Origin of the sequence: Faecalibacterium sp. An77 (assembly GCF_002161315.1) — a bacterium.
Lineage (GTDB): Bacteria > Bacillota > Clostridia > Oscillospirales > Ruminococcaceae > Faecalibacterium.
The window spans coordinates 69,968-85,117 of sequence record NZ_NFHK01000009.1; the positions used below are offsets into that span (position 1 = coordinate 69,968).

8 protein-coding genes are annotated in these 15,150 nt (G+C 59.0%); all 8 read left to right on the top strand.

What is annotated here, in order from left to right; genetic code table 11:
- Positions 1-312: 312 nt before the first annotated feature.
- The 8 genes from B5G28_RS05180 to guaA all read left to right on the top strand — a co-directional run bounded on the left by B5G28_RS05180 (position 313) and on the right by guaA (position 14,904).
- Positions 313-4,140, top strand: coding sequence for a DNA-directed RNA polymerase subunit beta (locus tag B5G28_RS05180; protein ID WP_087246657.1), 3,828 nt, complete (start codon positions 313-315; stop codon positions 4,138-4,140).
- Positions 4,141-4,195: 55 nt separating this feature from the next.
- Positions 4,196-7,768: a DNA-directed RNA polymerase subunit beta' gene (gene rpoC / locus B5G28_RS05185; RefSeq protein WP_087246658.1), complete on the top strand. Its 3,573-nt coding sequence runs from the start codon at positions 4,196-4,198 to the stop codon at positions 7,766-7,768.
- 244 nt (positions 7,769-8,012) lie between these two features.
- A complete protein-coding gene (rpsL, locus tag B5G28_RS05190; RefSeq protein WP_087230386.1) occupies positions 8,013-8,441 on the top strand; it encodes a 30S ribosomal protein S12 in 429 nt (142 codons plus the stop codon).
- A 164-nt stretch (positions 8,442-8,605) separates the two neighbouring features.
- Positions 8,606-9,076, top strand: coding sequence for a 30S ribosomal protein S7 (gene rpsG / locus B5G28_RS05195; protein WP_087246659.1), 471 nt, complete (start codon positions 8,606-8,608; stop codon positions 9,074-9,076).
- Positions 9,077-9,094: 18 nt separating this feature from the next.
- Positions 9,095-11,221, top strand: coding sequence for an elongation factor G (fusA, locus tag B5G28_RS05200; RefSeq protein WP_087246660.1), 2,127 nt, complete (start codon positions 9,095-9,097; stop codon positions 11,219-11,221).
- 159 nt (positions 11,222-11,380) lie between these two features.
- Complete coding sequence (tuf, locus tag B5G28_RS05205) at positions 11,381-12,586, top strand: elongation factor Tu (protein ID WP_087246661.1); 1,206 nt, start codon at positions 11,381-11,383, stop codon at positions 12,584-12,586.
- A 103-nt stretch (positions 12,587-12,689) separates the two neighbouring features.
- Positions 12,690-13,196 carry an AAA family ATPase gene (locus B5G28_RS05210; RefSeq protein ID WP_087246662.1) on the top strand — a complete coding sequence of 169 codons (507 nt, stop codon included), beginning with the start codon at positions 12,690-12,692 and terminating at the stop codon, positions 13,194-13,196.
- A 160-nt stretch (positions 13,197-13,356) separates the two neighbouring features.
- A complete protein-coding gene (gene guaA, locus B5G28_RS05215) occupies positions 13,357-14,904 on the top strand; it encodes a glutamine-hydrolyzing GMP synthase (protein ID WP_087246663.1) in 1,548 nt (515 codons plus the stop codon).
- Positions 14,905-15,150: the final 246 nt, after the last annotated feature.

Sequence of the window (15,150 nt, forward strand, 5' to 3'; positions counted from 1 at the left end):
CCTAAAAGCAACATTTGTAACACGCCTCCGTGTGTGCGAAGCGATTTGCGCGCAGAAAAAATTTTTGACTGAAAGCTGTAAAATGGCTTGACAACAGGGCTTTTTTGCGCTATACTGCAGTAGTATCACAAAATGGAATACTGCGCGAAAAATGGGGTTTCGCAGCTCGCTTGAAACGAAAAGTTTGTGAAAAACGACGAACCCGTTCGGCCTGCGCAGGGGCTGTTTCTGTGAGTCTGCCAGAAATCGGGCGGTTTCGCACCGCCTTGTTATCACGTCCGTGGAGTATAAAAGTAAGGAGTGGTCGATTTTATGATGAAAGTCAAGCCCGTAAAACTCGGCAAAACCGAGCGGATGAGCTTCTCCCACATCGACGAAGTCATTGAGATGCCCAACCTGATCGAGGTCCAGAAGAATTCCTATCAGTGGTTCCTGGACGAAGGTCTGCGGGAGGTATTTCATGATATCGGCGTCATTGAGGATTACACCGGCAACCTCGCGCTGAGCTTCGTGGATTACCGCCTCGACAAAGAGCCCAAGTACAGCATCAAGGAGTGCAAGAGCCGCGACGTCACCTACGCAGCACCCCTGCGCGTCACGGCCCGCCTGCTGAACAAGGAGACCGGCGAGGTCAAGGATCAGGAGATCTTCATGGGAGACTTCCCCCTGATGACCGATGCGGGCACCTTCGTCATCAACGGCGCCGAGCGCGTCATCGTCAGCCAGCTGGTTCGTTCCCCGGGCGTGTTCTATGGCGCCGCCAAGGACAAGGTGGGCAACGACCTGTTCAGCGCCACCATGAACCCCAACCGCGGCGCATGGCTGGAGTATGAGACCGACGCCTCCGACGTCTTCTACGTCCGCATCGATAAGAACCGCAAGCTGCCCGTCACCGTCCTGTGCCGTGCACTGGGCCTGTCCAGCAATGAGGACATCCTGAACTACTTCGGCGAGGATGAGCGCATCCTGGCCACCCTGGAGAAGGATACCACCAAGAACACCGAGGAAGGCCTGCTGGAAGTTTACCGCAAGCTGCGCCCCGGCGAGCCTCCCACGGTGGAGTCCGCCACCAGCCAGATCAACATGCTCTTCTTTGACCCCCGCCGGTACGATCTGTCCCGGTTCGGCCGTTATAAGATGAACAAGAAGCTGGCTCTGGCCCGCCGCATCATCGGCCAGGTCGCCGCTGAGAACGTGGTGGACCCTCTGACCGGTGAGCTGCTGATCGAGGCAGGGGAGAAGATCACCCGCGCCAAGGCCGAGCAGGCCGACGCCGCCGGCGTCAACCTGGTCACCCTGATGATCGACGACAAGCCGGTGAAGGTCATCACCAACGGCTGCGTGGACGCACAGGGCTTCTTCTCCTTCGACGTGAAGGAGTGCGGCATCAACGAGCGCTGCTCCTTTGAAGAGCTGCGCAAGATCCTGGACACCACCAGCGATGCCGAGGAGCAGAAGGAACTGCTCCGCCGCAACCATGACCTGCTGATCGGCCGCACCCTGACCGTCACCGATATCCTGGCCTCCATCAACTACCTGAATGGCCTGGCCCACGGCATCGGCACCACCGACGATATCGACCACCTGGGCAACCGCCGTATCCGCAGCGTGGGCGAGCTGCTCCAGAACCAGTTCCGGATCGGCTTCTCCCGCATGGAGCGCGTCATCCGTGAGCGCATGACCCTGCAGAGCCAGGATCAGAGCACTCTGACCCCCCAGGCCCTGATTAATATCCGTCCTGTGGTGGCCGCCATCAAGGAGTTCTTCGGTTCTTCGCCTCTGTCCCAGTTCATGGATCAGAACAACCCCCTGGCTGAGCTGACCCACAAGCGCCGTCTGTCGGCCCTGGGCCCCGGCGGTCTGAGCCGTGACCGCGCAGGCTTCGAAGTCCGCGACGTTCACTACAGCCACTACGGCCGCATGTGCCCCATTGAGACCCCCGAAGGTCCCAACATCGGTCTGATTTCCTACCTGGCATCTTATGCCAAGATCAATGAGTACGGCTTCATCGAGGCTCCCTACCGCCGCGTCGAAAAGACCTACGACGAGAAGGGCCGCGTCATCGACCAGGTGGTCACCGACGATGTGGTCTATATGACCGCCGACGTCGAGGACGAGTACGTGGTCGCTCAGGCCAACGAGCCTCTGGACGAGGGCCGTCACTTCAAGCGTCAGCGCGTTTCGGCCCGCCGCCGGGATGAGATTCTGGAAATCGATGCCGAAAAGGTGGACTTCGTGGACGTTTCTCCCCGGATGATGGTTTCTGTGGCTACCGCCATGATTCCCTTCCTGGAGAACGATGACTGTAACCGTGCTCTGATGGGCTCCAACATGCAGCGTCAGGCCGTGCCTCTGATGGTCACCCAGCAGCCGCTGGTGGCCACCGGTATGGAGTACAAGGCCGCCACCGACTCGGGCGTCGCAGTCCTGGCCAACAGAGACGGCGTGGTCGAGCGTGTGGATGCCGACCACGTGGTGGTCCGCAACGATCAGGGCGGTGTGGATGATTACAGCCTCATCAAGTTCGCCCGCTCCAACGCAGGCACCTGCATCAACCAGCGTCCCATCGTGGCCGTGGGCGAGACCGTCAAGAAGGGCCAGGTCCTGGCCGACGGCCCCGCTATGCGCAACGGCGAAATCTCTCTGGGCAAGAACGCTCTGATCGGCTTCATGACCTGGGAGGGCTACAACTACGAGGACGCCGTTTTGCTGAACGAGAAGATCGTCCGTGAGGACGTGTACACCTCGATCCACATCGAGGAATATGAGACCGAGTCCCGCGACACCAAGCTGGGACCCGAGGAAATCACCCGCGACATCCCCAACGTCTCGGAGGACGCCCTGAAGGATCTGGACGAGCGCGGCATCATCCGCATCGGCGCCGAGGTCAAGAGCGGCGACATCCTGGTCGGTAAGGTCACCCCCAAGGGCGAGACCGAGCTGACCGCCGAGGAGCGCCTGCTGCGCGCCATCTTCGGTGAGAAGGCCCGCGAAGTCCGCGACACCTCTCTGCGCGTGCCCCACGGCGAGTACGGCATCATCGTGGATGTCAAGGTCTTTACCCCCGAGAACAGCGACGAGCTGCAGCCCGGCGTCCGTGAAGTGGTCCGCTGCTATATCGCCCAGAAGCGCAAGATCAGCGTCGGCGACAAGATGGCAGGCCGTCACGGCAACAAGGGTGTTGTCTCCCGCATTCTGCCTCAGGAAGATATGCCCTACCTGCCCGACGGCACCCCGCTGGACATCGTGCTGAACCCCCTGGGCGTTCCTTCCCGTATGAACATCGGTCAGGTCCTGGAAGTCAACCTGGGCTATGCAGCCAAGGCCTGCGGCATCAAGGTCATGACCCCCGTCTTCGACTCCGCCCGTGAGAACGACATCGGCGACACCTTCGACACCGCCCGCGAGAAGTGGCACGGCGAGAATGCCCCCGAGTATCCCACCAAGCTGCCCAAGATCATGGGCGAGCAGGGCCACATCATCGACTTCTCCAAGATCGAGCTGGACCGCGACGGCAAGACCACCGTGTACGACGGCCGCACCGGCGAGAAGTTCGATAACCGCGTCACCGTGGGTTATATGTACTACCTCAAGCTGCATCACCTGGTCGACGATAAGATCCACGCCCGTTCCACCGGTCCCTACTCTCTGGTTACCCAGCAGCCTCTGGGCGGCAAGGCCCAGTTCGGCGGCCAGCGTTTCGGCGAGATGGAAGTCTGGGCCCTGGAGGCTTACGGTGCAGCCTACACCCTGCAGGAGATCCTGACCGTCAAGTCGGACGACGTGGAGGGCCGTGTCAAGACCTACGAGGCCATCGTCAAGGGCGAGCCGGTGCCTCAGCCCGGCATCCCCGAATCCTTCCGCGTCATGCTCAAGGAACTGCAGTCTCTGGGTCTGGACGTCATCGTCCAGGACAAGGACGGCAACGAGATCGATATGCGCCAGAACTTCGACGAGGAGGAGACTGGCTTCGATATGCGTGAGGTCGCCGGCGTGGAGAACGTAGTGCAGGAGAGCGAGCTGCTCAACGACTACACCATCAAGGATGCCGACGCAGGCTTTGACGATGCCGCTTCCCTGGAGGACAGCCCCGCAGCCGACGCAGGCCAGCCGGCGGACGAAGTTGACTTCGACGAATAAAAACAGCCGGTTTCGCATCGGAACTTGTTATAGAGATTAAGGAAGGGTTCGATTCATGGAAAACACCGTTTTCGATTCGATCAAGATCGGTCTTGCCTCTCCCGACCAGATCCGTAAATGGAGCTACGGCGAGGTGAAGAAGCCCGAGACCATCAACTACCGCACCCTGAAGCCCGAGCGGGACGGCCTGTTCTGCGAGCGCATCTTTGGACCCACCAAGGACTGGGAGTGCCACTGCGGCAAATATAAGCGTATCCGTTATAAGGGCAAGATCTGCGAGCGCTGCGGCGTCGAGGTCACCAAGGCCAAGGTCCGCCGTGAGCGGATGGGCCACATCGAGCTGGCCGCCCCTGTCAGCCACATCTGGTACTTCAAGGGCATCCCCAGCCGCATCGGCCTGATGCTGGACATCAGCCCCCGCCTGCTGGAGAAGGTTCTGTACTTTGCCAGCTATATCGTTGTGGATCCCGGCCTGACCCCGCTGGAGAAGAAGCAGCTCCTGACCGAGAAGGAGTACCGGGAGATGCAGGAGCGCTACGGCGACGAGTTCAACGCACAGATGGGCGCTGAGGCCATCCAGGCCCTGCTGGCCGAGATCGATCTGGACCAGCTGTCCGCCGAGCTGACCGCCGAGGTGGAGAAGGCCAGCGGCCAGAAGCGGATTCGCATTCTGAAGCGTCTGGAAGTGGTGGAGGCATTCCGCATTTCGGGCAACCGTCCTGAGTGGATGATCCTCACCGTTCTGCCGGTTCTGCCGCCTGACCTGCGCCCCATGGTTCAGCTGGACGGCGGCCGCTTCGCCACCACCGACCTGAACGATCTGTACCGCCGCGTCATCAACCGCAACAACCGTCTGCGCCGCCTGCTGGAGCTGGGCGCTCCCGACATCATCGTCCGCAACGAGAAGCGGATGCTGCAGGAGGCTGTGGACAGCCTGATCGACAACGGCCGCCGCGGCCGTCCCGTCACCGGCCCCAACAACCGCGCCCTCAAGAGCCTGTCCGACATGCTGAAGGGCAAGCAGGGCCGTTTCCGTCAGAACCTGCTGGGCAAGCGTGTTGACTACTCCGGCCGTTCGGTTATCGTCGTCGGCCCCGAGCTGCGGATGGACCAGTGCGGTCTGCCCAAGGAAATGGCTCTGGAGCTGTTCAAGCCCTTTGTCATGAAGGACCTGGTGGAGAAGGGCGTAGCCAACAACATCAAGTCCGCCCGCAAGATGGTGGAGCGGGCCCGTCCCGAGGTTTGGGACAGCCTGGAGACCGTCATCAAGGGCCACCCGGTTCTGCTGAACCGCGCACCTACCCTGCACCGTCTGGGCATCCAGGCCTTCAACCCGGTGCTGGTGGAGGGCCGTGCCATCAAGCTGCACCCCCTGTCCTGTACCGCATTCAACGCCGACTTCGACGGCGACCAGATGGCTGTCCATCTGCCCCTGGGCGAGGACGCCTGCCGTGAGGCCAAGATGCTGATGCTGGCTTCCGGCAACCTGCTGAAGCCCTCGGACGGCGCACCTGTTACCGTGCCCACCCAGGATATGATTCTGGGCAGCTACTACCTGACCACCGTCCGCGAGGACGAGGAAGGGGCAGGGAAGGTGTTCCGCGATGAGAACGAGGCCCTGATGGCCTACGCCGAGCACATCGTCACCCTGCACGCTCCCATCAAGGTCCGCCGCACCATGGTGCTGGACGGCGTGGAGCGCAGCGGCCTGGTGGACACCACCGTCGGCAGCATCATCTTCAACACGCCCGTTCCCCAGAACCTGGGCTACGTGGATCGTACCGATCCCGCCCACTGGCTGGACTACGAGATCAGCTTCCGGGTCACCAAGAAGACCCTGCCCGACATCATTTCCCGCTGCCTGACCCGCAACGGCAGCCGCGCTTGTGCCAAGATGCTGGACGCCATCAAGGCCCAGGGCTACAAGTACTCGACTCTGTCGGCCATCTCGGTCGCCGTCTGCGATGCCGTGATTCCGCCCCAGAAGGCCGAGCTGCTGGAGGAGGCCGACGTCAAGGTCTCCCAGGTCAGCAAGCTGTTCAACCGCGGTCTGATCTCCGAGGAAGAGCGCTACAAGAAGACCATCGATATCTGGCAGGCCACCACCGACAAGGTCTCCAAGGCCCTGGCCGACAACCTGCCCAAGGACAACGAGATCTATATGATGGCTGACTCGGGCGCCCGTGGTTCTATGAACCAGATCAAGCAGCTGGCCGGCATGCGCGGCCTGCTGGCCAACACCGCCGGTCAGACCATCGAGATGCCCATTCGCGCCAACTACCGCGAAGGTCTGAACATTCTGGAATACTTCGTTTCCGCTCGTGGCGCCCGTAAGGGTCTGGCCGATACCGCTCTGCGTACCGCTGACTCGGGTTACCTGACCCGCCGCATGGTCGACGTCTCGCAGGATGTCATCATCCGTGAGCTGGACTGCGGCACCTCCGACGGTCTGGAAGTCTCCGAGATCCACGAGGGCAAGGAGAAGATCGAGTCCTTCCGCGAGCGCCTGATCGGCCGTTACGCCGTGGGCGACGTGGTCAACCCCACCACCGGCGACGTCATCGTGCCCGAGGGCAAGATGATGGACCTGTACGACGCCGAGAAGATCGAGGCTGCCGGCATCACCCACCTGAAGATCCGCAGCCTGCTGACCTGCCGCGCCAAGACTGGCGTCTGCGCCCGCTGCTACGGCTCCAACATGGCCACCGGCGAGCCGGTCCAGCTGGGCGAGTCGGTCGGTATCATCGCAGCACAGTCCATCGGTGAGCCGGGCACCCAGCTGACCATGCGTACCTTCCACACCGGCGGTATCGCCTCTGCGGAAGATATTACCCAGGGTCTGCCCCGCGTCGAGGAGCTGTTCGAGAGCCGCCGTCCCAAGAGCATGGCCATCATGAGCGAAATCTCGGGCGTTGTCTCGCAGGATGACTCCAAGAAGAACGTGGTCATCAAGGTCACCGGCAAGGACGAGACCGGCGCCGAGGTGGTCAAGAGCTATTCGATTCCCTTCACCCAGCACGCACGGGTTATGCCGGGCGACCGCGTGGAGAAGGGCGACATCATCACCCGCGAGGGCGTCCTGTATCCCCAGGACATCCTGGCTGTCAAGGGCCTGTCCGACGTCCAGAACTACCTCATCAGCGAGGTCCAGAAGGTTTACCGTCTGCAGGGCGTTGAAATCAACGACAAGCACATTGAGGTCATCATCCGTCAGATGTGCCGCAAGGTCCGCGTGACCGACGCCGGTTCTTCCGACCTGATCGGCGGCGCTCTGGCCAACCGCCTGGATGTGGAGAACATCAACGAGGAGCTGTCCGCCCGCATCGCAGCAGGGGAGACCAACCTCAAGCTGGTGGAGTACCAGCAGGTGCTGCTGGGCATCACCAAGGCTGCCCTGGCCACCGAGTCCTTCCTGTCGGCTGCTTCCTTCCAGGAGACCACCCGCGTGCTGACCGAGGCTGCCATCAAGGGCAAGGAGGATAAGCTCTCCGGCCTGAAGGAGAACGTCATCATCGGTAAGCTGATCCCTGCAGGCACCGGCCTGCCGGAGGTCCGTGAGGATCTGGTCCGCCGCGAGCAGGAGCTGGATCAGGAGCTTTCCGCTGAGGCAGAGGCTGCCAACCAGTAACCTTTTTCTGTAATCAAAGCCCCATCTGCGGCCCGCCTGCAGGTGGGGCTTTTTGGTTGCCGACAGCTCATGTCAGAAAAAAATTTTATTTGTGGTATAAAACAAAAATTTTCTGGAAAAACTGTTGACATCGCAGAGGATTCTGTGTACAATAAACATGTTGCGCTCCACCTTAAGGGTGAAGTGCGGCATATTGTGCCGGACAAACCTCCGGCGAAGAAAACTATAGGAAAGGAGAAACACAATGCCTACTTTTAACCAGCTTGTACGCAAAGGCCGTGATGTCCTGGCTACCAAGAGCACTGCTCCCGCTCTGCTGAAGAGCTACAATTCTCAGAAGAAACAGTATTCTGATCTGAACAGCCCCCAGAAGCGCGGTGTCTGCACTGCCGTCCGTACCATGACCCCCAAGAAGCCCAACTCTGCACTGCGTAAGGTTGCTCGTGTCCGCCTGACGAATGGTATCGAGGTCACCTCTTACATTCCCGGCATCGGCCACAACCTGCAGGAGCACTCGGTCGTTCTGATTCGCGGCGGCCGTGTCAAGGACCTGCCCGGTGTGCGTTACCACATCATCCGCGGCACTCTGGATGCCCAGGGTGTTGCAGGCCGCAACCAGGCCCGCTCCAAGTACGGCGCAAAGCGTCCCAAGGCCGGTGCTGCTAAGAAGTAATAAAACCTTAAACCGCCATAAAAGGCTTTCCATATATAAATAACAAGTCTGCGCGATAACACGGTAGATGGCAACGGTTTATGTAAGGTCAGCTCTTTGTGACACAACGGGAGTTTTATACTTTCGAGTACCGATGATATCATTCTGTGAAGGAGGGAAGAAAGATGCCTAGAAGAGGTAACATTGCTAAGCGCGATGTCTTAGCTGATCCTATTTACAATTCCAAGATGGTTACTCGCCTTGTCAACAGCGTTATGCTGGACGGCAAGAAGGGCGTTGCTCAGAAGATCGTTTATGATGCTTTCACCATGATCCAGGAGAAAACAGGCAACGATCCCCTGGAGGTCTTTGAGAAGGCCATGGAGAACATCATGCCCAGCCTCGAGTGCAAGACCCGCCGCGTTGGTGGCGCCAACTACCAGGTTCCCCTGGAAGTCAGCCCCGCCCGCCGCGAGACCCTGGGTCTGCGCTGGCTGACCGCCTACAGCCGCAGCCGTGGTGAGAAGACCATGAGCCAGCGTCTGGCTGCTGAGATCATGGACGCCGCCAACAACACCGGCGCCGCCGTGAAGAAGCGTGAGGATACCCATAAGATGGCTGAGGCCAACAAGGCTTTTGCTCATTTCCGTTATTAATCTGCAGGAGGTACATTCATGGCTACACCCAGAGAAGTTTCTCTTCAGATGACTCGTAACATCGGCATCATGGCTCACATCGATGCCGGTAAGACCACCACCACCGAGCGCATCCTGTACTACACCGGTATTACTCACAAGATCGGTGAGGTGCACGAGGGTGCTGCTACGATGGACTGGATGGTCCAGGAGCAGGAGCGCGGCATCACCATCACTTCTGCTGCAACCACCTGCTACTGGAGCCACAGCGACCTGCAGAAGGACCCCGTTGCAGCTAAGAAGAATCGTCACCGCATCAACATCATCGACACCCCGGGCCACGTGGACTTCACCGTTGAGGTGCAGCGTTCTCTGCGTGTTCTGGACGGTTCGGTGACCGTTCTGGCCGCCAAGGGCGGTGTTGAGCCCCAGTCTGAGACCGTTTGGCGTCAGGCTGACGAGTACAAGGTCCCCCGCATGGTTTACGTCAACAAGATGGACACCATGGGCGCCGACTTCTTCAACTGCATCAAGATGCTGCACGATCGCCTGCACGCCAACGGCGTGGCGATCCAGCTGCCCATCGGCTCCGAGGACACCTTCAAGGGCATCATCGACCTGGTCGATATGACCGCTGAGGTTTACTACGACGATATGGGCAACGACATGCGCGTCGAGGAGATCCCCGACGACATGAAGGATCAGGCCGAGGAGTACCACAACATCCTGGTTGAGGCTGTTGCCGAGAACGACGAGGCTCTGATGGAGAAGTACCTCGAGGGCGAGGAGATCACCCGCGAGGAGCTGAAGGCCGCTATCCGCAAGGAGACCATCGCCAACACCCTGGTCCCCGTTGTCTGCGGTTCTTCCTACAAGAACAAGGGCGTCCAGAAGCTGCTGGATGCTATCGTGGACTATATGCCCGCCCCCACCGATATCGAGGACATCAAGGGCGTAAACCCCGAGACTGAGGAGCCCGAGACTCGTCCCTCTTCCGACGACGCTCCCTTCGCAGCTCTGGCCTTCAAGATCGCTACCGACCCCTTCGTCGGCAAGCTGGCATACTTCCGCGTTTACTCGGGTAAGGTCGAGGCTGGCACCACCGTCTACAACTCGGTGAAGGACAGCCGTGAGCGCATGGGCCGTATTCTGCAGATGCACTCCAACCACCGCAAGGATATCGACTGCTGCTACGCAGGTGATATCGCGGCCGTTGTTGGTCTGAAGAACACCACCACCGGTGACACCCTGTGCGACGAGAACCACCCCATCATTCTCGAGTCGATGAAGTTCCCCGAGCCGGTCATCCGCGTGGCCATCGAGCCCAAGACCAAGGCCGGCAACGAGAAGATGGGCATCGCCCTGGCCAAGCTGGCTGAGGAAGACCCCACCTTCAAGACCTACACCGACGAGGAGACCGGTCAGACCATCATCGCCGGCATGGGCGAGCTGCACCTTGAGATTATCGTCGACCGTCTGCTGCGCGAGTTCAAGGTTGAGGCCAACGTTGGCGCTCCCCAGGTTGCTTACCGTGAGACCATCCGGAAGGCTGCCAACCAGGAGACCAAGTACGCCCGTCAGTCTGGTGGTAAGGGCCAGTACGGTCACGTCAAGATCAAGATCGAGCCCAACGAGCCCGGCAAGGGTTACGAATTTGTCAACGCCATCGTGGGCGGCGCTATCCCGAAGGAATACATCCCGGCTGTCGACAACGGTATCCAGGGTGCTATGAAGGCGGGTGTTCTGGCCGGCTACCCGGTTGTTGACGTCAAGGTCACCCTGTGGGATGGTTCTTATCACGAGGTTGACTCCTCTGAAATGGCCTTCTCCATCGCCGGTTCCATGGCTTTCAAGGAAGCTATGCGCAAGGCCGATCCCATCATCACTGAGCCCATCATGAAGGTTGCAGTCATCGTTCCCGACGAGTATCTGGGCGATGTCATCGGCGACCTGAATGCACGCCGTGGTCAGATCCAGGGCATGGAGGCTATGGCCGGCACCCAGCGTGTCAACGCTATGGTTCCTCTGGCTCAGATGTTCGGCTACGCCACCGACCTGCGTTCCAAGACCCAGGGCCGTGGCCAGTACGTCATGGAGCCGTCTCACTACGAGCCGGTGCCCAAGAACATTGCCGACACCATTATTGCAGGCCGTACCAAGGCGTAAGGGCTGCATAAACTGCTGAAGTTTTGGCTTCTGCGGTAAAAAATCTGGAAAATCTCTTGATTTTGTAGGGATAATCTAGTAGAATAGCTTTGCAATGCAATTATGCAGGCGCGAGGCTGTTATAACCAAACGAAACCGATTTAAAGGGAGGATATTCCAATGGCTGAAAAGGCAAAATTTGACCGTTCTAAGCCGCATGTTAACATCGGCACCATCGGCCACGTTGACCATGGCAAGACCACTCTGACTGCCGCCATCACCAAGGTTCTGGCCCTGAAGGGTGACGCAGACTTCATGGACTACGCCAACATCGATAAGGCTCCCGAGGAGCGCGCTCGTGGTATCACGATCAACTCCGCTCACGTTGAGTACCAGACCGAGAAACGTCACTACGCTCACGTTGACTGCCCGGGCCATGCTGACTACGTTAAGAACATGATCACTGGTGCTGCTCAGATGGACGGCGCTATCCTGGTCGTTGCTGCTACCGATGGTCCCATGCCCCAGACCCGTGAGCACATCCTGCTGGCTCGTCAGGTCGGCGTGCCCTATATCGTCGTGTTCATGAACAAGTGCGATATGGTCGACGACGAGGAGCTGCTGGATCTGGTCGAGATGGAGATCCGTGAGCTGCTGAGCGAGTACGACTTCCCCGGCGACGACACCCCCATCATCCGTGGTTCTGCTCTGAAGGCTCTGGAGTCCACCTCTACCGACCCCAACGCCCCCGAGTACGCCTGCATCAACGAGCTGATGAACGCGGTCGACGAGTACATCCCCACTCCCGACCGTCTGGCTGACAAGGACTTCCTGATGCCCGTTGAGGACGTCATGACCATTTCCGGCCGCGGCACCGTCGCTACCGGCCGTGTCGAGCGCGGCACTGCTAAGGTTGGCGATCAGATGGAGATCGTTGGCATCCGTCCCGAGCGTCTGACCACCACCATCACCGGTCTGGAGATGTTCCGTAAGTCTCTGGACTTCGCCCAGGCTGGCGATAACATCGGCGCTCTGCTGCGTGGTGTTGATCGTACCCAGATCGAGCGTGGCCAGGTTCTGGCTAAGCCCGGCTCTGTCCATCCCCACACCAAGTTCGAGGCTCAGGTCTACGTCCTGACCAAGGAAGAAGGCGGCCGTCACACTCCCTTCTTCTCCAACTATCGTCCTCAGTTCTACTTCCGTACCACTGACGTGACCGGCATCATCAACCTGCCCGAGGGCACCGAGATGTGCATGCCTGGCGATAACGTCACCATGAGCGTTGAGCTGCTGACTGCTGTCGCTATGGAAGAGGGCCTGCGTTTCGCTATCCGTGAGGGTGGCCGTACCGTTGGTTCCGGCGTTGTTGGCAAGATCATTGAGTAATTTTGCCCAACCCTTCTGAGGAAGTAAAGCCTTAGAATCCAGCCCCTTTTCGCTTTCAAAGCGGGAAGGGGCTTTTTTGTATTGGAAAACAGGAGGGGAGTCCATGAAGAAACTGTATCTGATCGGCGGCCCCATGGGCGTCGGCAAAACCACTGTCTGTCAGATCCTGAAAAAGAAGCTGGACCGCTGTGTTTTTCTGGACGGGGACTGGTGCTGGGATATGGACCCCTTTGTGGTGAATGAAGAGACAAAGGCTCTGGTCCTGGATAATATCTGCGGCATGCTGGGACGGTTTCTGGGCTGTACTGCGTTTGAGAATGTGGTGTTCTGCTGGGTGATGCATCAGCAGGAGATTTTGGATACCATCCTCTCCCGGCTGGACACCAGGGGATGGCAGGTGATTTGTGTGTCTCTCACTGCCTCGCCCCAGGTGCTGACCCAGCGGCTGGAAAAAGACATTGCGGCGGGCAGAAGACAGGCGGATGTCATTCAGCGAAGCCTGGCGCGGCTGCCGCTTTATGAAGGACTGGCGACCGTCAAACTGGATACTTCCCGGTGGACCGAAGAGGAAACCGCAGAACAAATCGCAAAGCTGGGATCGGCTGTCTGAAATCAAAGAAAACAGTCGCTTTTCTTCTGAAACTATGGTATAATAGCCAGAGAATATTGTTTTCTAATGGGCGCACAGCGCCTGTTCTATGCCACAGAAGCACTGCGACTGTGGTAGTGGCAAGACAACATGTTTGGAATATCATGCAGGAGGATACAGCATGCAGCATGAAACGGTGATCGTACTGGACTTTGGTGGCCAGTATAATCAGCTGATCGCACGCCGGGTGCGTGAGAACAATGTTTACTGTGAGATCTATTCCTATAAGACCGACCTGTCGGTGATCCGCGCCAAGAATCCCAAGGGCATCATCTTTACCGGTGGTCCCAACAGCGTCTATCTGGAGGATTCGCCCAGTTGCGATCCCGAGATCTTTACCTGGGGCGTGCCCATTCTGGGCATCTGCTACGGCAGCCAGCTGATGACCCATCTGCTGGGCGGCAAGGTGTCCCGCGCTCCCGAGCGGGAGTACGGCAAGACCGAGGTCTTTGTGGACACCACCAGCAAGCTGTTTGAGGGTGTGCAGCCCTCGACCATCTGCTGGATGAGCCATAACGACTACATCGAGAAGGCCGCCACCGACTTCAAGATTACGGCTCACACGGCCAACTGCCCTGTGGCAGCCATGGAGAACGCCGAGAAGGGCCTGTACGCAGTCCAGTTCCATCCCGAGGTGCTCCACACCGCCGAAGGCAAGAAGATGCTGCACAACTTTGTTTACAATGTCTGCGGCTGCTCTGGCGACTGGAAGATGGACTCCTTTGTGGAGAGTAATGTCCAGGCCCTGCGCGAAAAGATTGGCAGCGGCCGGGTCCTGTGCGCTCTGTCGGGCGGCGTGGATTCGTCGGTGCTGGCCGCTATGCTGGCCAAGGCCGTCGGCAAGCAGCTGACCTGTGTCTTTGTGGACCACGGCCTGCTGCGCAAGAACGAGAAGGAAGAGGTCTGTTCGGTATTTGGTCCGGGCAACCCCAACTTTGACATCAACTTTGTCTGCGTGGATGCCCGCGCCCGCTACTTCAGCAAGCTGGCCGGCGTCACCGAGCCCGAGCGCAAGCGCAAGATCATCGGTGAGGAGTTTATCCGCGTCTTTGAGGAAGAGGCCAAGAAGATTGGCCAGGTGGATTTCCTGGCACAGGGCACCATTTACCCCGACGTGGTGGAGAGCGGCCTGGGCGGCGAGTCCACCGTCATCAAGAGCCATCACAACGTGGGCGGCCTGCCGGATCACGTTGACTTCAAGGACCTGGTGGAGCCCCTGCGCAACCTGTTCAAGGACGAAGTCCGCCAGGTTGGCCGCGAGCTGGGCCTGCCGGAGTATCTGGTCAACCGTCAGCCCTTCCCGGGCCCTGGTCTGGCTATCCGCATCATTGGCGAGGTGACCCCCGAGAAGGTTGCCATCGTGCAGGATGCTGACGCTATCTGGCGCGAGGAAATTGCCAAGGCCGGCCTCGACAAGGAGATCAGCCAGTACTACGCTGCCCTGACCAACATGCACAGCGTGGGCGTCATGGGCGATGAGCGCACCTACGACTACGCCGTGGCGCTGCGCGCAGTGACCACCACGGACTTCATGACCGCTGAGAGCTACAATGTGCCCTGGGATGTGCTGGGCACCGTCACCAGCCGTATTGTCAATGAGGTCAAGCATGTAAACCGCGTCCTCTACGACTGCACCGGCAAACCCCCCGCCACCATTGAGATGGAGTAATTGCACAAATTCGTTTTCAAACGCAAAATCGTCTGAATTTGTGAGAAAATCTCTATTATGGAGCTATTTTGGCGCTGCAATTTTGATACGCATTTGATTCTAAAAAAAGAGCTGTCTGGCCTGAAAAGGTGAACCGCCCCAGTAAAAGTAGACAGTGAAAAAAGAAGGCCTCCTGTGGTAGAATAAAACTACCATAGGAGGTCTTTGCTATGCCAAGAAAATACAGGCACATTCAGGAACACGAGA

Excerpts from the sequence above, each read along its gene's own strand:
- tuf (WP_087246661.1), top strand. The coding sequence starts at position 11,381 with ATGGCTGAAAAGGCAAAATTTGACCGTTCTAAGCCGCATGTTAACATC.
- guaA (WP_087246663.1), top strand. The coding sequence starts at position 13,357 with ATGCAGCATGAAACGGTGATCGTACTGGACTTTGGTGGCCAGTATAAT.
- rpsL (WP_087230386.1), top strand. The coding sequence starts at position 8,013 with ATGCCTACTTTTAACCAGCTTGTACGCAAAGGCCGTGATGTCCTGGCT.
- B5G28_RS05180 (WP_087246657.1), top strand. The coding sequence starts at position 313 with ATGATGAAAGTCAAGCCCGTAAAACTCGGCAAAACCGAGCGGATGAGC.
- rpsG (WP_087246659.1), top strand. The coding sequence starts at position 8,606 with ATGCCTAGAAGAGGTAACATTGCTAAGCGCGATGTCTTAGCTGATCCT.
- rpoC (WP_087246658.1), top strand. The coding sequence starts at position 4,196 with ATGGAAAACACCGTTTTCGATTCGATCAAGATCGGTCTTGCCTCTCCC.
- fusA (WP_087246660.1), top strand. The coding sequence starts at position 9,095 with ATGGCTACACCCAGAGAAGTTTCTCTTCAGATGACTCGTAACATCGGC.
- B5G28_RS05210 (WP_087246662.1), top strand. The coding sequence starts at position 12,690 with ATGAAGAAACTGTATCTGATCGGCGGCCCCATGGGCGTCGGCAAAACC.